Source organism: Noviherbaspirillum sp. ST9 (assembly GCF_048799745.1).
Lineage (GTDB): Bacteria > Pseudomonadota > Gammaproteobacteria > Burkholderiales > Burkholderiaceae_D > Noviherbaspirillum.
This window is the reverse complement of record NZ_JBLWFR010000004.1, coordinates 173445-193512: the sequence shown is the minus strand read 5'-3', so window position 1 is coordinate 193512 and position 20068 is coordinate 173445. Positions and strand designations below refer to the sequence as shown.

18 protein-coding genes are annotated in these 20068 nt (G+C 61.2%); 7 read left to right on the top strand and 11 right to left on the bottom strand.

Going from position 1 to position 20068, the window contains the following annotated elements:
• Positions 1 to 15 precede the first annotated feature (15 nt).
• The 3 genes from ACNOHI_RS09995 to ACNOHI_RS09985 form a co-directional block, all read right to left on the bottom strand.
• Positions 16 to 1719 carry a methyl-accepting chemotaxis protein gene (locus tag ACNOHI_RS09995; RefSeq protein ID WP_420474522.1) on the bottom strand — a complete coding sequence of 568 codons (1704 nt, stop codon included), beginning with the start codon at positions 1717 to 1719 and terminating at the stop codon, positions 16 to 18.
• Positions 1720 to 1943: 224 nt separating this feature from the next.
• Positions 1944 to 4754, bottom strand: a complete 2811-nt coding sequence (locus ACNOHI_RS09990) for an EAL domain-containing protein (protein ID WP_420474521.1) — start codon at positions 4752 to 4754, stop codon at positions 1944 to 1946.
• A 136-nt stretch (positions 4755 to 4890) separates the two neighbouring features.
• Positions 4891 to 5949 (bottom strand): AI-2E family transporter, encoded by a 1059-nt coding sequence (locus ACNOHI_RS09985; RefSeq protein ID WP_420474520.1) that lies wholly within the window; start codon positions 5947 to 5949, stop codon positions 4891 to 4893.
• 151 nt (positions 5950 to 6100) lie between these two features.
• Here ACNOHI_RS09985 and ACNOHI_RS09980 point away from each other — a divergent pair, with 151 nt between their 5' ends.
• The gene (locus tag ACNOHI_RS09980) at positions 6101 to 6544 is read left to right on the top strand and encodes a hypothetical protein (protein ID WP_420474519.1); all 444 of its coding nucleotides are present in this window, start codon (positions 6101 to 6103) and stop codon (positions 6542 to 6544) included.
• Between the two features lie 51 nt (positions 6545 to 6595).
• On the opposite strand, the gene ACNOHI_RS09975 is transcribed toward ACNOHI_RS09980, so the two are convergent.
• Both ACNOHI_RS09975 and ACNOHI_RS09970 read right to left on the bottom strand, forming a co-directional pair.
• Complete coding sequence (locus tag ACNOHI_RS09975) at positions 6596 to 7747, bottom strand: GGDEF domain-containing protein (RefSeq protein WP_420474518.1); 1152 nt, start codon at positions 7745 to 7747, stop codon at positions 6596 to 6598.
• Positions 7748 to 7902: 155 nt separating this feature from the next.
• Positions 7903 to 9096: a GGDEF domain-containing protein gene (locus ACNOHI_RS09970; RefSeq protein ID WP_420474517.1), complete on the bottom strand. Its 1194-nt coding sequence runs from the start codon at positions 9094 to 9096 to the stop codon at positions 7903 to 7905.
• 381 nt (positions 9097 to 9477) lie between these two features.
• Between ACNOHI_RS09970 and ACNOHI_RS09965 the strand changes: the two genes are divergently transcribed.
• Positions 9478 to 10062 (top strand): PEP-CTERM sorting domain-containing protein, encoded by a 585-nt coding sequence (locus ACNOHI_RS09965; RefSeq protein WP_420474516.1) that lies wholly within the window; start codon positions 9478 to 9480, stop codon positions 10060 to 10062.
• An 86-nt stretch (positions 10063 to 10148) separates the two neighbouring features.
• Here the strand turns inward: ACNOHI_RS09965 and ACNOHI_RS09960 are convergent, their stop codons facing one another.
• Entirely contained in the window at positions 10149 to 10736 is a 588-nt protein-coding gene (locus ACNOHI_RS09960) for a superoxide dismutase family protein (protein ID WP_420474515.1), read from the bottom strand.
• A gap of 302 nt (positions 10737 to 11038) precedes the next feature.
• On the opposite strand from ACNOHI_RS09960, the gene ACNOHI_RS09955 reads away from it, so the two are divergent.
• Positions 11039 to 11419 (top strand): tautomerase family protein, encoded by a 381-nt coding sequence (locus ACNOHI_RS09955; RefSeq protein WP_420474514.1) that lies wholly within the window; start codon positions 11039 to 11041, stop codon positions 11417 to 11419.
• Positions 11420 to 11876: 457 nt separating this feature from the next.
• Positions 11877 to 12116 carry a hypothetical protein gene (locus tag ACNOHI_RS09950; RefSeq protein ID WP_420474513.1) on the top strand — a complete coding sequence of 80 codons (240 nt, stop codon included), beginning with the start codon at positions 11877 to 11879 and terminating at the stop codon, positions 12114 to 12116.
• A 255-nt stretch (positions 12117 to 12371) separates the two neighbouring features.
• Here the strand turns inward: ACNOHI_RS09950 and ACNOHI_RS09945 are convergent, their stop codons facing one another.
• Complete coding sequence (locus tag ACNOHI_RS09945) at positions 12372 to 13988, bottom strand: diguanylate cyclase (RefSeq protein WP_420474512.1); 1617 nt, start codon at positions 13986 to 13988, stop codon at positions 12372 to 12374.
• A 197-nt stretch (positions 13989 to 14185) separates the two neighbouring features.
• On the opposite strand from ACNOHI_RS09945, the gene ACNOHI_RS09940 reads away from it, so the two are divergent.
• Positions 14186 to 14377 (top strand): hypothetical protein, encoded by a 192-nt coding sequence (locus tag ACNOHI_RS09940; RefSeq protein ID WP_420474511.1) that lies wholly within the window; start codon positions 14186 to 14188, stop codon positions 14375 to 14377.
• An 8-nt stretch (positions 14378 to 14385) separates the two neighbouring features.
• Positions 14386 to 15117 (top strand): hypothetical protein, encoded by a 732-nt coding sequence (locus tag ACNOHI_RS09935; RefSeq protein ID WP_420474510.1) that lies wholly within the window; start codon positions 14386 to 14388, stop codon positions 15115 to 15117.
• Between the two features lie 76 nt (positions 15118 to 15193).
• Here ACNOHI_RS09935 and ACNOHI_RS09930 read toward each other — a convergent pair whose 3' ends face one another.
• The 3 genes from ACNOHI_RS09930 to ACNOHI_RS09920 form a co-directional block, all read right to left on the bottom strand.
• A complete protein-coding gene (locus ACNOHI_RS09930; protein WP_420474509.1) occupies positions 15194 to 15397 on the bottom strand; it encodes a CsbD family protein in 204 nt (67 codons plus the stop codon).
• Between the two features lie 103 nt (positions 15398 to 15500).
• Positions 15501 to 16910 carry a UdgX family uracil-DNA binding protein gene (locus tag ACNOHI_RS09925; RefSeq protein WP_420474508.1) on the bottom strand — a complete coding sequence of 470 codons (1410 nt, stop codon included), beginning with the start codon at positions 16908 to 16910 and terminating at the stop codon, positions 15501 to 15503.
• Positions 16907 to 18124, bottom strand: a complete 1218-nt coding sequence (locus tag ACNOHI_RS09920; protein ID WP_420474507.1) for a putative DNA modification/repair radical SAM protein — start codon at positions 18122 to 18124, stop codon at positions 16907 to 16909. The genes ACNOHI_RS09925 and ACNOHI_RS09920 overlap by 4 nt, the downstream gene beginning before the upstream one ends.
• A gap of 155 nt (positions 18125 to 18279) precedes the next feature.
• Between ACNOHI_RS09920 and ACNOHI_RS09915 the strand changes: the two genes are divergently transcribed.
• Complete coding sequence (locus ACNOHI_RS09915) at positions 18280 to 18861, top strand: DUF3597 domain-containing protein (protein ID WP_420474506.1); 582 nt, start codon at positions 18280 to 18282, stop codon at positions 18859 to 18861.
• Positions 18862 to 18927: 66 nt separating this feature from the next.
• Here ACNOHI_RS09915 and ACNOHI_RS09910 read toward each other — a convergent pair whose 3' ends face one another.
• Positions 18928 to 20049 (bottom strand): ATP-binding protein, encoded by a 1122-nt coding sequence (locus ACNOHI_RS09910; protein WP_420474505.1) that lies wholly within the window; start codon positions 20047 to 20049, stop codon positions 18928 to 18930.
• Between the last annotated feature and the right edge of the window lie 19 nt (positions 20050 to 20068).

Here is a 20068-nt window from a genome sequence, read left to right as displayed (position 1 = left end):
TTGCGGGATGCCTGATCAGAACTCTTCCCATCCGTCCGCGGCGGCCGTGGACACCGCGGGAGTGCGGCGGACCGGCGCCGGCACGCTGCGCAACGGCGGTGCTGCCTTTTTCACGGCGGGCAGTGCCGGCTCCTTGCGCTGCACCAGCGCCGGGGCGGACTGCGTCACATCGATCTTGAACACCTGCACCGCCTCGGCCAGCTCTTCCGCCTGCTTGTGCATCGATTCGGCGGAGGCCGCGGCCTCTTCCACCAGCGCGGCATTCTGCTGCGTCACCTGGTCCATCTGCGCGATAGCCTTGTTGACGTGGTCGATGCCGTTGTTCTGCTCCTGGCTCGCCATGGAAATCTCGCCGATCAGGTCCGCCACGCGTTTGACGCTGGTGACGACGTCCTGCATGGTCGCGCCTGCCTGGTCGACGAGCGCGGTCCCGGCATGCACCTTGTCCACCGAGTCGCCGATGAGCGCCTTGATTTCCTTTGCGGCAGCGGCGGAACGCTGGGCAAGCGTACGCACCTCGGCGGCCACCACGGCAAAACCCCTGCCCTGTTCGCCGGCGCGCGCGGCCTCGACGGCGGCATTCAGCGCAAGGATATTGGTCTGGAACGCGATGCCGTCGATCACACCGATGATGTCGACAATCTTGCTGGACGAAGCGTTGATGGCCGCCATGGTCTCCACCACTTCGGCCACCACGGCGCCGCCCTTGCCTGCCACTTCCGACGCCGACAGCGCCATCTCGTTGGCCTGGCGCGCGTTGTCGGCATTCTGTTTCACGGTGGAGGTGAGCTGGTCCATCGACGATGCCGTCTCTTCCAGCGAGGCGGCCTGCTGCTCGGTGCGCGACGACAGGTCGAGATTGCCCGCGGCCATTTCATTCGTGGCGGCCGTGATGGAATCGGTGCCGACGCGCACCTTGGTCACGATGCCCAGCAGGCTTTCCTGCATGGTCTTCATCGCGTAGAGCAGGCTCGTGGTGTCCTTGGGTTTCACCTTGACCGGCTGCGACAGGTCGCCCGCGGCGATCCTGCGCGCCACCTCGGCCGCATCCTCGGGGTCGCCGCCGATGGCGCGGTTCAGGCTGAAGGCGACGAAGAGGACAGCGCCGTTGAGGAAAATGCCGACCACGGCCAGCGCCACGAAGGCGGTCCAGAAATCGCGGACGGTCGCGTCGGACAGGTCATCGAGGTAAACGCCGGTGACGAAAGCCCAGTCCCAAGGCTTGTATGCCAGGACATAAGAGCCCTTGGCGAAGACTTCCGACTGGTTCGGGTGTCCCGGCTTGGGCCACACGTACTCCACCCATCCCTCGCCCGGCCCCCTGGCGATGGCCGCCATGTCCTTGAAGAGCTGGTTGCCCTTGGCATCCTTGAAGTCCATGAGTTCCTTGCCGTCCATCTCCGGTTTCATCGGATGCATGACCATCTTCGCGTCCGACGAGATGATGGTGAGGTAGCCGTCGGCACCGAAGCGCATCGCCTTGACCCGCGCCATCGCCTGCGTCTTCGCTTCGTCGACGGGCAGGGTGCCCGCAGCCGCCATGTCCGCGTATTCCTTCACGACGGACAAGCCGAGTTGGGTGGCGGACTTGAGCGACATCTTCCTGTCGTCCAGGCGGCGCTGGCTGTTGTGATAAATGTCGGTGAGGGTGACGGCCCAGAGGCTGATCCAGCAGATGACGAGCGGGGCGAAGAGTTTGGTGCGGAAGGAGAGCTTCATGTTCTTTTAATGAGTAGATTTCGATAAGCGACACATCGCAGCGGGGATGAGGCTGCGGTGTGCAGAACAGGTGCGAATTGCAAACAGGGAGGAAGCGTACCCCGGTGAGCTTTCGAAAAACTTACTCTAGATCAACTTTTTTTACCGAAGCGAGGCGAGTCCGCAACACGACATGCGACTTGCATTACGCAGGGGTGACAGACAAATTCCGGTGCGGTTGCGCGTCAGTGATACACGCGTTGCGGCTGGGTCCGCCGGAACCATTGCTCGAACTGGCCTGCGTCCATCGGCTTGCCGAACAGGTAACCCTGTCCCATGTCGCAGTCGCGTTCCCGCAACAGTTCGAGCGCCTCTTCCGACTCGATGCCTTCCGCCACGACTTCGACACCGAGCTTCTTTCCCATGCCGATGACCGTCTCGGTGATGACGAGCGAGCGCTTGTCGGTCTGGATATGGCGGACAAAGGACTGGTCGACCTTGAGCTTGTCGATGGGCAGCTGCGACAGGTGGCTCAGGCTGGAGTACCCGGTGCCGAAGTCGTCGAGCGATATGCGCAGGCCGAGGCGCTTGAGCTCCTCCAGGGTTTCGGTCGTCCGCTGGATTTCGCGCATCACCATGCTCTCGGTCACTTCCAGCTCGACATAGGCGGGCGCGATGCCCGAGCGCTCGATGGCCTCCGCCACGCGCTTTTCGAAATCATGCGCGCGGAACTGGATCGGCGACACGTTGATCGCGACGCGCAAGGGCGGCAGGCCGGCCTCCAGCCAGCGCACGTGCTGCCTGCACGCTTCCTGCAACACCCACGCGCCGAGCTGGTTGATGAGTCCGCAGGCCTCGGCCGCCGCGATGAATTCGCCCGGCATCACGACATCCGCGCCTTTCTGCCGCCAGCGGATGAGGGCTTCGGCGCCGATGGCCTGCATGGTGCGCGTCTCGATGATGGGCTGGTAATACAGCTCGAATTCGCTCTCGTTGAAGCTCTGGCGCAGCCGCTGTTCGAGGGCGAACGCGCGCTTGCTGCCCACATCGATTTCCAGGTTGAAGAACTGGTAGGTGTTTCGGCCGTTCGCCTTGGCGTGGTACATCGCCGCGTCCGCGTGGCGCAGCAGCGTATCGATGTTTTCCCCATCATCGGGATACAGGCTGATGCCGATCGAGGGTGAGGTGCGCAGCTCCAGCTCATTGATGTGGTACGGCTCGCGCAGCCTCGCCAGCAGGTGCTGCGCCGACTGGTGGACATGGTGGTCCGACTCCATGTTGGCAAGGATGGCGACAAATTCGTCGCCGCCGATGCGGCCCACCAGATCGCTGCCGCGAATACCGCGCGTGATCCGGCGAGCGACCTCCTGCAGCATCCTGTCGCCGGTCTCATGGCCGTAGGTATCGTTGATCGGCTTGAAGCGGTCGAGGTCAAAAAACAGCACGGCCAGTTTCGTGCCGGAACGCTTCGCCCCGGCGAGCAGCCGTGCGCCGAACTCGTACACGAGCGCGCGGTTCGGCAGGTCGGTGAGAGGGTCGTGCTGCGCGGCGTGGAGCGCACGCAGCTCGGCCTCCTTCTGCTCGGTGATGTCGAGCGAAAACGTGCACAGGCCGAAGGGCTCCAGCGAATTGATGTAGCTGACGGGGAAGCGCACGGTCGCATAGGTGCGGGCCGTCCCATCCTTCAACCGGATCTGCTCCTCGTCGCGCACCGCGCCGTTGATGCGCATCGCCTCCTGGTCGCGTTGCCACATCCGCTTGGCAACATCGGGCGGCAGAAGGTCGAACACGCCTTTGCCGATCAGCTTCTCGGGCGGCATGCCCATTGCCTCCGCCAGGCTCTGGTTGGCAATGATGATGCGGCCGGAGAGGTCGCGGATGGACACCTGCAGCGGCGAGTATTCCAGGATGCTTTTCAACTGCGACCGCTCCAGCAGCAGCTCGTTCTCGATCTGCTTGCGCTTGGTAATGTCGGTCACGAAACTGACCGCCATCCGCCCGGCCGGCGTTTCGCACATATTGATGCTGGCCTCGATCGGAAAGATCGAGCCGTCCCTGCGCCTGGCCGTCAGCTCCATGCCCTGCCCCATCGGCCGCTGGCGTGGATGGTTGAAATAGTCGGTACGCTGGTTGGCATGCCTGTCCCACAACTGTTCCGGCAACAGGACTTCCAGCGGCTGCCCGACCAGCTCGTCCCGGGAATAACCGAACATCTTCTCCGCCGCCTTGTTCACGAGGCGGATGCTGCCGCCCTTGTTGATGCCGACGACGGCCTGCGCCGTCGATTCGAGCAAGGCCTTCGCGGTCTGCTCGCTTTCCTCCATCGACTTCAGCAAGGCATGTTCCCGCGTGCGGTCGTAGGTAATCTTGGAGAAGCCACGCAGCTTGCCGTTGGGATCGTAGGTCGCGGTCAGCGCAACGTCCGCCCAGAATTGTTCGCCGCTCTTGCGGACGCGCCACGCCTCCGTCCGCGCCGAGCCTTTTCCTGCCGCTTCCGCCAGGAATCGCTCCGGCACGCCCGCGGCGCGTTCCTCTTCGGTATAGAAAATGGAGAAATGCTTTCCCAGCATTTCGTCCTCGGTGTATCCCTTGATGCGCTGGGCGCCCTCGTTCCAGCTTTCGATGACACCCGTGGGGCTGAGGAAGAATACGGCGACATCGTGCGTGCCCTGCACCAGCAGGCGAAACCGTTCCTCGCTCTCGCGCAGTGCGCGACGCGACTTTTCCAGCACCGCGCCAAAGCCGATCGTGGCCAGCGCCATCAAGGCGAACAGGGCAAATTGCACATGGTCAGCCGGGTCGTCCAGATACAGGGTGCCCGGCGCACCGGTGAAGAAATAGGCAGCCGACGCCATACTGAGGACAGTCGCGACAAACGCCGACAAGACGCCGCCGAACAAGGCGCAGAACAGCACCGGCAAGGTGAACAGCAGCAGCGGCGCCTTTGCGCCCAAATAGGGTGCCAGCAGATATCGCACAAGCGTGGTGATGGCAACCGCGATGATGGCGAGCACGGTCGGCGGGACACGCGCGGTGAGACGGGTCAGGGTGGGCATGGAAAGGGGCCGGCCGCAACGGTGGGAATACCGATTGGAGGTTAAACGTAAAAAATGGTTTCCGCGTTGAAGCTATTGCTGTTGCCAGGTCAATCCTTCCTACCGGAAACCGTTCTTGTTGCTGCGGCCGCGACGCCTATGACTGTGAATCCTGCGGCGCAGACGAAAAGAGATCCCAGGCGGAAATGAACAGCGCCGCGATCACCGGACCGATGACGAAACCGTTGAGTCCGAAAAGCGACATGCCGCCCAACGTCGAGATGAGCACGACGTAATCCGGCATCTGCGTATCCTTCCCGACCAGGATCGGGCGCAGCACGTTATCGACCAGGCCGATCACGAGGATGCCGAATACGATCAAGGTCACGCCTTGCCAGATGGCACCGGTCACAAGAAAGTAAATCGCCACCGGCGCCCAGATCAGACCGGCGCCCACGGCCGGAAGCAAGGAAAGAAACGCCATCACCACGCCCCACACCAGCGGACTCGGAATGCCGAGAAACCAGAACATGACGCCGCCCAGCGCCCCCTGCACGGCGGCGACAACGATGTTGCCCTTGACCGTCGCCCGGATCACGGTGGTGAACTTGCCGAACAGGTTGCGCTTGTGCTCGGCGCTGAGCGGAATGGCCTGCCGGATCGTCCGCGACAGGCTGCGCCCGTCGCGCAGCAGGAAGAACAGCAGGTACAGCATGATGCCGAAGCTGATGATGAACTCGAAGGTATTCTGGCCGATGGTCAGCGCCTGCGTGGCGATGCGCTGGCCGCCCTCCGATGCTGCGCTCGACAGCTTTTCCTGCAACGCAAACAGGTTGCCCACATCGAAACGGTTGAGCAGGTTGACCATCCACGTCGGGAGGGCATCGAGGATCTGCTGGAAATAGGCGCCGAAGTCCAGCTTTCCCGACCGGATTTCCTGATACACCCCCGTTCCTTCCTGCACCAGCGCGGCAGTAATCAGCGCGAGCGGAAAAATCACGATCACCAGCGACAGCAACAAGGTCATGAGCGCCGCCAGGTTGTGTCTGCCGGGCATCGACTGAAGCATCCTGCGGTGGAAGGGTTCGAACAGGATGGCCAGGACGACGCCCCAGAACACAGCGCCATAGAACGGCCAGAGTATCCATGCAAAGGCGAGGGAGACAACCAGCAACAGGGTCAGAAAGACTTTTTGGTGCAGCGCGTTGTGATCCATCGGTTCCTCCTTGGGAGGCACCTTGCACCAATTGTGCCTGCCGTGGGTTGCGAGCTGTCATACCGGCACGCAATAGCTTCCAGGAAAGGTCTTGCCAGCCCAGTGTTTCGTGCTAAATTCATGCCGCAAAAATCAGATAGCCGGAAGCACCATGAACCTCGCAAGGATGATGACCGACAAGGTCTTTTTCGAAGACAGGCACGGGTCGCGCAGCGGCCCGTACAAGACGAAGTTCGGTGCCGACAGGATCACTGTCTTCCAGGACGAACTGCATGTCGCAGAAGGCGATCGCGTCATCCAGCCGCTGCCGGACGGCAGCGAACATGTGTATATTGCCGGCCCGGTGACCCGCACCGAGGCGCGCCGGAATATCCCTGCGCACTTCAGCATTGCGCTCGCTGGCGAAGCTGCGACGGTATCGGCCGCGCCGCGGGAAGACGAAGCGCACGTAGCGGCTGCACTCCAGCGCCTGGCCGACGGCATCGAACATTCGCGCTTGCCGGGCGAACAGAAGGACGAAGCCAGACGCATCCTGCGCATGCTGGCCGAACATCCAGTCATCGCCGCGCTCGCCGGGACGGACAAAGGATCGTAGCCTGGAATCCGGGATCTCTCAGCACACCCTGCGTTGGCCCCGGATTCCGTTTCACTCCATCCAGGCGACCTGTCGCTGTTCAGTTGCGTGTCGCACGGCGGTCCCGGCAACCGTACGATTGCGCCCATTCGCCTTGGCCTCATACAACAGCGCGTCCGCGCGTTGTATCCCCTGGTCGATCGACTCTCCGGGCGTCAGCTCGACCAGTCCGGCGGAGAAGGTGACGCCGAATGCCGTCTCCCCGATGCCGAAGACCAGCGACTGCACCCGCTGCCGATAGCGTTCAACGGCGTCCCGCGCGCCGTCGAGCGACGTGCCCGGGAGATACAGCAGGAATTCCTCGCCGCCCCAGCGGGCCAGCACGTCATTGTTCCGCAGCGCCACGCGGCTGGCTTCCGCGAACCGCTTCAGCACCTCATCGCCGGCGGCGTGGCCGTGCATGTCATTGATCTTCTTGAACCAGTCGATATCGAGCAGTGCCAGGCAAGCCGGCGGCCCCTCCGTCTTGCGGAGGTCTTCCTCCTGGTGCAGCAGTTGACCCATGTAGCGCCGATTGGGCAGCGAGGTCAGCTCGTCCCGCGTCGCCAGCACCTGGATATGCTCCAGCGCTTTCGTCAGCTCGGCCTTCTGCGCCTTCAGGGATTCGCGCAACTCGCTCAGGCGGCCGGTCAGCGTCGCCACCACCAGCAGCATGGAACCGCTCAGCACGAAATGAATGATCTCCGTTTTCGCATCGAACACATCCGGCGCGGCAAAGCGCATGGCCACCATGGTCGCGCCCAGCAGGCTGATGGCGAAGATGCTCAGCGAATGCGTTTTTTTTGCCTCCAGCGTAAAGGCGCAGAACACGAGGATAACGGTCAGGATGACCAGGGAGGCGCCGCGCAACGGGCCCATGACGGAGTAACCCGCCACCGTGCACAGGATGGCGAACCGTCCCTGGTAGACCGATAGCTGCGAGGGCGTGAGCTTGAGGCGCTCGCACTGGCGAATCAGGAGGTAGAAAAAGGCATGTCCCGTAAAGGCGATCACCGTCAGGGCAATGACCGGCACGGCCCGCGCCACGCCCGACAGGACTTCCACCCACAGGATGGACAGCGACAGCAGGTAAAGGAGCACCGTCGCACCCCAATACGTCACCAGCCGGCGCATCCTGGCGTCGTCGCCGGCGAAGCGGTTCAACACAAGGCGGCCGATCCTCATGCATCGTCTCCGTTGCTTTATTTTTATGAACTCGCCTGAGGCGATTGGGCTGGGCCGGTGCGCCACGCACAGGCCATTAACCAATAGTTACTATACAGCAATATTAAAGGAGAATTCGCGGGATCGGGGCCGTGCACGTTGATCGCGCGCAAGCCTCATGCACTGTTCGGGTGCGTGCACAGGACTGCAACCGACGACTCCAGCCCCTTGGCGATCGAGATCCGGTCTTTTCCCGCGCGCTTGGCTTCGTACAGCGCGTCGTCGGCGCGCGCAATCAGGCTCATGGACGACTCGCGGCCATCCGATACCGTCGCTACGCCGATGCTGACGGTATAAGCCGGCACGCCCCAAGCGGAAGGTTTGCTTGTCGCCAGCCGCAGGCGGTTGGCAATGACACAGGCCTGCTCGACCGAGGTGTCGGGCAGGAGGACGACAAATTCCTCGCCGCCGTAACGGCCAAACAGGTCGGCGCGACGCAACTCGCCCAGCGCCTTCTGCGCGTAATCCACGATCACCTGGTCGCCGGCGATATGGCCGAGCCTGTCGTTGATGTCCTTGAAATCGTCGATGTCGATCATCAGCAGCGAGGTGAACCGCCCGCGCGGCGCGCCCTGGAGTTCGCGCTCCAGCAGGTCAAGGAAGGCGCTGCGGCGCCGCGCGCCTGTCATGTCGTCATGCGAGGCGGCGTGTTCGAGCATCGCCCGCAGCCGCTGATTCACCATGAGGATGAACCCGACGCCCAGCGCGACCACCGAAAACGAAAACGTCCCCATGTAGATGTGCTGCAGGATCGAGACGTCCTTGAAGGCGTCGTTGTTGACCGGCTGAAGCAGCGCGGCCATGAACCGGACAAGGGATACCCCGCCGGTAAACAGGAAGACCGCACCGGTAAACCATTCGGCGAAGTGCTGTGTCGTCAGGCGGAAGACCATCAGGGCGCACAGGCCGAACAGCGTCGCGTTGGCCGCCGTGATGAGGAGCAGGCGGAGCCGGTAATCGTCCTCGATGAAGGTCGGCCAGAACAGTCCGAACGACAACACGGTCAGGAACAGGGGAAGGACGCGATGGTGGCGCGGCAGCCCCCCGAACTCGCGCGTGCCGGCGTACATCAGCATGATGCCGCCGACCAGCAGGATGTTCGCCAGGTAGCTGGTGAACACGACCGGCACGCTTCCCCTGAGCGCGAACAGGACGGCAGCCGCCGTCATGAGGAAGTACGCCCTCGCCCACTCTTTCAAGCCCTTGATCTCCGTGGGGAAGCTGCGCTGCAGGACAGCGAAGACGAACGCGCAGAGGAAGCCGAGGGCCGCCGAGATGATGATGAACGAGCGAGGGTCGAATCCCAACATGGTGATCGCTTTCGTGAAGCACGCCCTGGCTTGCAGTCGGTAACCGGAAGTAGGGTATTGGGTGGGGGCAGGACGCAGCCAGCGAGTCCCGCAGCAAACATTGCATGGTCGCAGCGTGACCGGCGCTGCGCAATCCCATGGAAATGGTAGGGGAAATGACGACAATCACATGGCGGAAGGCAGCTAGATGGGCGCTTTTACCGCATTTGTCGGTGGATCTTACACATGCTGTCGAAAAACTTTACAGCTGCGTCGCGCCGTCATTGTATATATTTCCCAACATATTGTTTTTAATAGCCTTTTACTTTCGGGCGCGTAACTTGCTACATGGTTACAAGAAGTACCAACTAGCGCTAACCTTCTTTCAGGGGAAATAAATACATGACAACATTCAAAACGCTTTTGTCTGCCTTCGGCGCCGCGGCCCTCGTGTTTGCAGGCAGCGCAGCGCAAGCCGCTGTCATCACGGATTTCATTGACCCGGCGCCCGACGTCAACGTCACCTCGGCGTTGCCCTACTCCTTTACCCATGACATTACGGATGGCCTCGACGGCTTTGTCGTCGGTTTCGACACGATCAACAGCGCGACCCTGACGATCAGGCTGATTGACAACGTGAGCAAGGACAAGCCGAACAACGAGACATTTACCTTCAATATCGGGAGCAACGGCGCCTCGCAAGTGTTCAATGGCTCCAATGTCCCGAACGGCAATACGCCCACGCCGTACGACATTACCCTGGTCGCTTCCCTGCCTGACCTGATCCTGGACGGAAAGCTGTCCGTCATGCTCAAGGCCCTCACCGGCGATTACATTTTCACCGACGCGACACTGTCGGCTGACATCACGCGCGGCGTCACGCAGCAATCTCCGGCGACCCAGGTTCCCGAGCCTGCAACGGCGTTGCTCATGGCGATCGGCCTGGCCGGTTTCGGATGGCGCCGCAAGAGCAAGCGCACGGCCTGAGCGAAATGCACGCATGAAAGAGCCCCGACCGTTCGGGGCTCTTTTTTTTGGAACAGCCGGCTCGGATAGACGCGGCCCCTCGCGCGTCAATCCTTCCCCACCACCTTGTCCACCACGCCGCACGCGATGCGCGCGCCTGCATCGCCTGTCGCCAGCGTCGTCGCGTCAGGGGCGGCCGCATACCGGGTCGGGATGTTCGCGTAGTTGTCCGGTCCGGCATGGACGATGACCGCGCTGCCGTCCGCATCGAACAGATCGGCGACCGAGAAGCGATCGGTATTGAACCGCGCGGTCGCCGTGCCGTCGGCATTGACCAGCAGGACGGGGAAATCGCCGCTGTGGTCCCTGTGGGTGTGCGCATCCTGATCGAAGTGCCCGCCGGCCGAGGTGAACGGTGGAACGCATTCGCCCACCGCATGGACATGGAACCCGTGGAAGCCCGGCGGAAGGTCATGCACCTGCGCCTGGACGGACACCGTCCCGCTGCCTTCCTGCGTGAGCCTCACCTTGCCCACCGGGTTGCCAGTTGTGTTGTACAGCTTCACGTCGGCGCTGAGCTTCTGCGCCGCTGCAGGCGCAGCGAGGACAGCAAGCGAGGCCATCAGGCTCAATGCCGTACCCAGACGGGCCGGGACGTTTTGACGAACATTCGCTGCAATAGGATTGCGCTTCATGGGGATTCTCCTCTTCTGGGGTTGCCGTTCGGTAGGAACCGGTCATCCGGAGTGGCGATGTGCCGGCGGGACGGAGAAGGGGTGCTCGCCAGCATGCAAAACAGACGGCACCCGGAAAAGCTCGCTCGATCTTAATGAAGCCGCATCCCCGCCCGCTTGATAAAGATCACTGAATGACAGCAGCCGCGGGATGTTGCCATGGCAAGATCTAGCCATGCGACCTGCTACCATCCAGAGGCAGTCAGGCCCGCGTAATTCCGGAACGCCCCGGCAACATTCACAAGAAAATCAGGAGGAGAACCATGCCGCTCGTGTCCATCACTGCCCAGGGCAAGAAGTCACGGGAGTTCAAGCAACGCGCCTTCGCCGCGGTTCACGGCGCGCTCGTCTCCATCGGCGTTAGCAAGGATGACCGCTTCCTGCGCTTCATTGAACTCGATGAATCGTCTTTTGACTATCACCCGACCTTCCCTGACGCAGCCTCGCCCCGGACGTCGGATTTCATGCTGATCGAAATCCTCCTCGGCGCAGGGCGGAGTGTCAGGATCAAGCGGCAGCTGGTTGAGGGGATTGCACAGAGACTGCGCGAGCACGGCTTCGATCCCGAGCACGCGATGGTGTGCATCCAGGATGTCCCGTGGGAGAACTGGTCGCCGGCGGGAGGACGGTTGCCGCACGCTTAGCGTCGACAGATTGGGCGGACCGGCCAACACAATCTTTCACGAACTGAACCACGCCCAGATGGCGGATGCGTTCGGCGACGCGAATGCGATCGCGAAGCTGAAGGAATATCTGCCTCCGACGATGGGGGTTTTGCCGACCCTGTGATCGTTAATAAGCGATCAATCCCAGTGGAGCGTCGGCTGGACGCTTCCCAACTCTGTGCGCTTGTGTTTATCAAGAATGGGAAGCGGTTCTTCCGAGCAAGGCAAGGACCTATTTGCCTGCACACTGCTCGCCGGGCGTGCGCACCGCCCCCGTCGCGCGCCAGCCGGTGCGGGTTGGCCGCATAGTGCACGGAAACAAGGCAATGCGGTGACACTTCGTGCAGAACTGCCTGTCCATACCGGCCTTTACCGCGCCACAGGCCCAACCACCGATTGGCAGGCTTCTTGCATTCCCATGGGCATACGGCGCGTGATGGACTACAGGACTACGGCGCGCTTCGGGATCGTCATGGAGGAAGCCATCATGAGCACATTCAACGACAACATCCGTCGCCAACTCGGTTTCGGCTTGATCTCCCGGAACGCGCTGGAACCGTGCCCGGCGACGATCCCGCGACCGCATGCCGGCACACCTGCGCAGGTAACCGACCGCATGGAGTCGGTCGCCGCGGCGACGCTTGCCGCTCGCATGATTGTTCCCGGCGGCCGCTAAGCCGGTGCGCAAGAGGCGCCCATATCTTTGCAACATGCGTTAGCGGGCGGGTGACTCCGGTCGATTGCCTTCAAAAGGTAGCCCGAACGCACTACCCGCCCGCTAACGCATATTGCAAAGAACAATACAGTCAGAATAATTTCTTCCATTTGCTTAGCCCCGCACGCCGGGATTCCAGCCCTGCCTGCTTCACGCTGAATCCACCGGACCTCCTTGCCCGCGCCGATCCTCAGTGCGCCCCGTGCGGGCCGACCCTCAATGCATCGTTGCACTATGCTGGCTGCGGGTTGCGACGTCCGCACGCGCGGCATGTGCAATGTAGGCGACATCTTCCTCGGCGATATGGCCGATGATGAGGTCATTCAGGACATACGAAGCAACCATTGAAAAATCCGTCTCGCCGTGGGCCACCCTGTCGAACAAGGCTTCCCCTTTTTCGCACAACCTGCGGTGATCGTTTCGATGGACTTCGAGGTCCGGGTAACTGCGGTCCCGCAATACACCCTCTTCATACTGGTAGTGCCGCGCGGCGTCGTCCAAAAGCTTGCGCGTCAGATGAAGTACGGTCTTCCCATCATTGGCCGTGCACCGCTCCAGGAGTTGCGCCGAGAGTTCAATCAATCCACGGTGCTGCGCGTCCAGGACGGGTTCGCCGGTAGAGAAAGCCGGATTCCACTTCAAGGTCAGCGGGCTGAACTTGAATGCGTCGGCCCCTTCTTGCTCGATGCGATTGCGTCCGCCCGCTTTCGCGCGGTAGAGCGCGTGATCGGCCCGCGCCAGCCAGGTGGTCAGCTCCTCGCCCGTCCGCCGGTTTGCAACCCCCACGCTGATGGTGATTGCCTGCGGTACCGGAAATGTCGCGCCTTCAATCACGCACCGGAGGTTTTCCGCCACTTGCGCCGCCACCTCGTGTGGCGCGCGAATGACCACCAGGAATTCCTCGCCGCCCCATCGGCACAGCAAGTCGGTGGAACGAATGCAGGTGCGCGCCAGGGACGCGAGATGGCGAAGAACGTCATCCCCGGTGAGATGGCCATACTTGTCGTTGACGGCCTTGAAGTGATCCACGTCGATCATCAGCATGGACAGCTCGTCCTTGAATCGGTCCGCTTCCCGCGCACGTCGTTCTGTCTCGGCTTCGAAATAGGCGCGATTCCAGAGTCCCGTCAGCTTGTCGGTTCTCGATGCGCGTTCGGCGATTGCACGCTCTTGTTCCAGCTCCTGCTCGACCCGCATGTGGGTCAAGACCGGCAGGCAAAACGCGATGCCGGCGACGACGCCAAGATCAAGCAGCATGAACAGGCGGAACGTGGGATCGTCATAGAGATGCAACATCGGCGAGGCATTCAGCGCGAAGGTGGCGCGGACAACGCCGAGTGTCACCGACGCGAAAAACAGCAGCGCAAGGAAGCGATGGGTCGCGCGATCCGTTTTCGGCTGAAAGTACAGCAATGCAGCCACGCAGGCCCCATGCGAGATGCACCGGAACAGGTTGACCACCACCACCCTGGCGTTGATGTTCGGATCCACGAAGGTATAGAACGCGAGGACGGCGACACATGCCGCGCAGAGAAGATGCAAGGGCCCGTTCAATCGAAAGGAATACGCGCGCCCGCTGAAGCGAAGTATGCCGTCAAAGAGCAACGCCATTCCCGTCATCAGGAGATAGTTCGCCGCCAAAATGCTAACCGCGTCGGGAGCGATGCCGCGCAGGCTGAGCAGGACATAACCGATGGCCAGGCTGGCAAGCGCGCTGGTCCAGTTGCCAAAGCCCGGATACGTGCGACGCGTGAAGAAAAAGAACGTCAGGAACACGGATAGCGAAACGAGCTGAACGGTCGTAGCAAGGGCGAGCGTTTGGGTATGAAGCATTGCAGACAGGATCAGTGACCAAGCCGGTCAGTATTTCAAAGTCACACCCATCTGCCAATGCCGGATATCACGGAGCCGGTTGTCCGACGAGCAAATGCGACAGAGTCTGGCGGGATTTGCGGCACTTGTAAGCGCGACACCTACATGCACAGCGGGAGCAGGCGCAACGCGAACTTGCCATGCGCCTTCCGATACGCATGCAGCACGGAAAGGCCATCACCAGAAGATCGGGTTTCTTCATGGCGCTGGTGCAGTTGATCGTAGCCCAGGCGCTGAAGCCAGAGAGCCGATTGCCGGATCGTTATGAACCTATGGTGGATTCCTTACTCGTAAGGGAGCAGCGCGCCGCAAAAACAACGCTCGCTGTTCTCATCGACACCCGTACTTGAAACTCATCATGGAAATGGAAAGCATATTGGCGGCCCTGCCCCAGGCATCGTTGGCCGATGAAATCGTTGCCACCCTCGCTGCGGTCGTGTCCAATGCATCGGCACCCGATTCCGCAACCAGGGCACTCGAAAAGAGCCGGCAGGATTCCCTCACGCCCGAGCAGCGTGCCACTGGGGCCGCACTTCAGGCCTATGGTGTGCAGTGCGCAGCGGACGTGCTCACGCCGGGCCTCGAACCGCAGGCAAGGGAGCGCGCCGAGGAGCTGCGCAGGAATCTGGAAGCAGCGTCCGGGCAGGACGCACTCGCGTTGCTCGCGGCGCAGCCGGATATCGGCGCCGAATTCAAGTCAAGGATGTGCCATGCCGTCGCCACCAAATGCGCCGAGCTGGTGGCTGCAGAGATCGAACGCGCAAAGAAGGGACCGATCACCATCCTGAACGAGGACGATGCAAAGGTCTTCGAGGCCCGGCACGCGGAGCACCAGAACCAGCGCGCACGCGCCGCCACCGATTTCCTCCGTTCGCTTCCGGAGCGCTTCCCGTCATTCGGGGCCGCGCTTTTTGCGGAGATCCGGGAGGAAGTCGAACGTCAGGTCGAGGAGACGCACAAGCGGCCCGATATTCACAAGGCGGTTGCTGCCATGTTTGACGATGCGATTGCAGCCATGCCGCCCGACACACGTCATCACGTCGGGCGTCACGACCACCATCCGCACGCGCCAGGAAAAGAGCTGTCGTGAGGACGGGTGCGCCCAAATGAAAACGGCGGGAGGTCCCGCCGTTTCCGATACATCCGTCTTGCTTGCACGGTGCGTCTTATTTCCTGAAGGCGTCCCTGACCTTGTCAGTCGCCCTGTCGACAGCATTGGTCACATCGCCGGCTGTCTTCTGCGTCTTGCCTTCCACCTGCTTTTCCGTGCCCTCGGCTTCGTGACGGTCGTCGCCGACCATCTCGCCAAATTTGCGTTGCACCTTGCCGGCCGCATCCTTGACGCCGCCTTCGACTTGATTGCGATTCATAACGTCTCCTTTCGTGCAGAAAGTATTGATGACACATGTTGGATTGCAATCGCGCGGCGCAGTTCCGAATCCTTTGCCTCGCAACATCCTTTCAACGGGTCACTTAGTTCTCGCCTGCAAGCAGCCTCCTGGCGGTGGCCATCCCCTCGACGATCGTCTTGAACGCTGCACGACGACGCGCTTCGTCCGGGACGCGCAGTACATACGCGGGGTGGTACAAGGGAATGATCCAGCGCTCCGCACTTCGCAAGGGCGTGCCGAGCACCTCCTGCAGGCGCAGGCGGGCGCCGGGCATGAGCGCGTTCAATGCCGTCACGCCGAGCGCAAGCACGACTGTCGGTGCGACTTCCGCCAGCTCTGCCTCCAGCCAGTCCCTGCACGCCAGCATTTCCAGCTGTCCCGGTGACTTGTGCATGCGGCGCTTGCCGCGCAGTTCCCAGCCAAAATGCTTCACCGCATTGGTCAGGTACACGGCGTCGCGCTTGAGTAACGCGGCGGAAAAGGCATCATTTAGCAGTTGTCCCGCCGGTCCGATGAAGGGTTCGCCCGCCAGGTCTTCGTGATCCCCCGGCTGTTCGCCGACGACCATGATGCGCGCATCCCTCGGGCCCTTTCCCGCCACCGCCTGCGTGGCACGCTCCCAGCGTGGACAGCGGCGGCATTGGTCGAGGGTGCCCGGCAATGCACGCTGCGGCCTCGCGCGTTCATGGCTGACGGGGATGACCGCACCCTCGCGACTGACGAGCGCCGTCGCTTGTCCGATTCGTCGCGCACCGGTGGACGCGTTCGCCACCATCTCGGGCACCACGCGCGCTTCGGGAAGATGTTTCCAGAAGCGCGATGGAATATGTCCGTGCATCACGTCCGTGTTCAGGCGCGCCGGGTTGAAGATGCTGCGGTAGTAGGTCAGCCACAAGGCTTCCCCGGCATCCTGCAGGCCGTGCTGCGCGTTGGGCACGGCGGGGCCGGGATGCAACTCGGCGCCGTCCCAGAACAGGGAGGCGTCCGGCGTGGCGATCAGCCAGCTGTTGCTTCCCATGCGATCGGCGAAATGCCTGCCGATGGCCGGCAGCACATCGTGCGCCGGCTCGTACCACGCAACGAAGCGCGGGCCGTCGTCGTGCGGACGCTCGCGGAACCGGAGGTAGGCACGCATGTCATGCTCCTCGCGACGCACCGCTTTCGCCATCGCATGCAAACGGCTGCCATCGCGATCGGCGGCGGACGCCACCTCCTTCTCGCCGTGGCTCCAGCGCCACAAGACGCGATAGAGGAAATGCCAGCGCTCCCTGTCGCGGAAGCATGCCGCCTGTTCGAGCAAGGCGGAGAGTTCGCGCGAGATGCGCAATGCCTGTTCCGGCTCTGCCGTTCCCTCTATTTCGTCCGGGTCGGCGGGAAACAGATCATCGCCCTGCCCCCATTGCACGTCGTCGGGTGCGACACCTGCGGCAATGAGCTGACGCGCCGCCGTGCGCCAAGCCTCGAACGAATCGACTGCGATACGACGCGTCATGCCGGCCACAAGTCCATCTGCTGCGGCTTGTCCGCCAGCGCGCGCCGCAGCACGGGCGAGGACACGCTGTCCTGCGGCGGCCTGTAGTCCGTCGTCACCACGAAGGGCGCGAGCTTCTTCATGCTGCAACGCAGGCGCACGAGGTCTTCGTAGCGCACCCGCCGGTGCCGCCGTAAATCCGCGATGCGCTTCGCATTGCGCAGGCCAATGCCGGGGACGCGCGCAATCATGTCCGGCTCGGCGCGGTTTAGGTCCATCGGAAAATATTCGCGATGCGCAAGCGCCCACGCCAGCTTGGGATCGATGTCGAGCGCGAGGTCGCCCGCGGCGGGCAACAGTTCCTGCGCCTGGAAGCCATAACCGCGCAGCAGGAAATCGGCCTGGTACAGGCGGTGCTCGCGCAACAGCGGCGGCGGCTGCATCGGCACACTGCCGGGGCTGTGCGGAATCGGGCTGAAGGCGGAGTAGTACACGCGGCGCAGGCGGTAGCTGCCGTACAGTGTCTCCGCCGTCGACAGGATCGTGCGGTCATCGGTGGCATCGGCGCCGACGATCATCTGCGTGCTCTGCCCCGCCGGCGCAAAGCGTTCCGCGCGGGGTTCCTCCTTCTTCTCATCCAGCCGCCGCCGGATCGTGCCCATCGCCAGCTTGATCGTCTGCACGTTCTTTTCCGGCGCCAGCTTCGCGATCCCCGCCTCTGTCGGCAACTCGATGTTCACGCTCAGGCGGTCCGCATAACGGCCTGCGGCGGCGATGAGCGCAGGATCGGCATCGGGGATGGTTTTCAGGTGGATGTAGCCGCGAAACTGTTTCTCTTCCCGCAGGCGCCGCGCGACTTGGACGAGCTGTTCCATTGTGTAGTCCGCCGAGCGGATTACGCCGGAGCTGAGGAACAAGCCGTCGATATAGTTGCGAAGATAGAAATCGGTCGTCAGCTTGACGACTTCGTCGACGGAAAACCGCGCGCGTGGCACGTTGGAGCTGCGCCGGTTGATGCAGTACTGGCAATCGTAGATGCAGACGTTGGTGAGAAGAATTTTAAGGAGGGAAACGCAGCGCCCATCCGGCGTATAGCTGTGGCAAATCCCCATCCCCGTCGTCGCCCCGATGCCCTGGCGGCCTGCCGAGGATCGCTTGGGCGCGCCGCTGCTGGCACAGGAGGCATCGTATTTTGCCGCGTCGGCAAGTATTTCCAGTTTGTCTTGCAGTTCCACTTCCAAGGCTCACTACTGCATTTACATACAGTAGTGTACGCGCCTGGAGCGAGGCGGACAAGGCGAGGTGCGAGATGCCCGGCCTCGCAGTTATACATTGCAGACTGGCTTGCCACGTATAACTTTTTCCACCGCCATTTCGTGTCCGCGATTGCATGATCATTCAACCGCTGAGCCCGCGCAAAACCGCCTGGTTCCTGTCACCCATACTGGACCCGATTCTCGACATCGGCACACCAAACGGACGAAATCAATCAGCGTTTGATAGAGCGAATCGAATTACCCACGTCACGGTGTTATCACCATCAACCTACCTTAAGGGGAATAGCATGAGTATCTTTGGCACCATACTTTCCAAACTCGGCTTCGGTGACGCTAAAAAGGAAGAGCCCGTTACTGAATCCACGCCGCAGCCAGGAGCGACCGCCGTGCAGCAACCCGAGGTTGCACCCGCGCCAGCAGCGGCATCGACCAGCACGGTCGATGTCGTCGCCAAGCTGGAGCAAATGTCCCGTTCGCATAGCGAGAAGCTCAACTGGAAGACGTCCATTGTCGATTTGCTGAAACTGCTCGGACTGGACAGCAGCCTTGCAGCGCGCAAGGAACTGGCCACCGAGCTCGGCTGCCCTGCCGACAAGATGTCGGATTCGGCCCAGATGAACATGTGGCTGCACAAGGCCGTGATCAAGAAGCTGGCGGATAACGGAGGGAATATTCCAGCGGATATGCTGGATTAGTTCTGAAAACTGGCGTCAGGTCTTGTGATAGCACATCTGATGGATCGCAAGACCACGATATCGCCGTTACGACCAGCTCTTAGAAAAGGCTGTCTTAGACATTTTTGATGCTGTTTTCACGCTGCCAGGCAATGTCTTCGCGATTTCCTCACCCTCAGCAACTATTTGTTGAAGAATGTTTGGGAAAAATTCCGCGTCAGCCGTTGATACACGCATCTTCACGAAAGTCCCCAAAACTTGGGTTTGAGCCGTTTCCTGTCGAGTCCCGTCATAGGAAATTCTTCGGCCAGAACTAATGATTTGAAATGCACCAAACCTTCTGCCGAGTTCTGATACAACGTACAAACCGAAACCTGAATTTGCCCATTCGGAATCTCCTGTAACGGAGAAGCTCGAGACACCGGGCATTAAGCACGCTTCAATGGCTTTTTCCGGAGTCGAGTAAAGGCCGGTTTTTGCTAAGGAGTTATAGACACCTATTCCCTCATCTGCAATCGCTATTTCGGCGTCACCATTCACCCACCGTTGTGCCGTTACTGTGCATTCCGCGACGTTGCCGTGCTCGAAAGAGTTTCGGATTACTTCTCTAATTGCATAGGCCAACATCATTGCGGGCCCAACGTTTCTTTCACCCGGGAATATAACGGTGGCGAGACGGTCCGCCTTAATGTCAATTTCCTCTTGCATCACGTGGCCTTTCCACATGATTTGATCGCGACGGATTTTTGTGAAAGGCAAGTAATTGGAATTCCCTGCGGCTTCGCCGACCTCCTTGCCTGTAGGAATACCACAAAACCGAAAAAAGCCGAGATGCTTTAGATATCCAACCACCCCGAACGGGTTATCGATGCCCAAGTACTGAGTCACCAGCCCATTCCTATGCCGCGTATATATAAATTGCTTTAACCCGTGCGCAAGCACTAGGCTCGAAAACGGATCAACAAATCCAAGAGGGTTAAAGTCAATTGAAATTTCTGGATAAGCTGAAAGAATTAGAAGTCGAGAAGCAAAATCTGATGCAGTACCGTTATCAAACTTTGCAGGACATGTAAGTTGCATCTCACATCCATTTTTTGTTTTATTTTTGCCTCTCCCACCAAGCGCCTCGGACTCCTCGTGACCTAGGATCAAACTTTCACTTTGTGTCGGCGGTTGGCGAGACGCCGTGAATGCACTACGGGCCGGCAAATAACTTTGCTTATTGCCG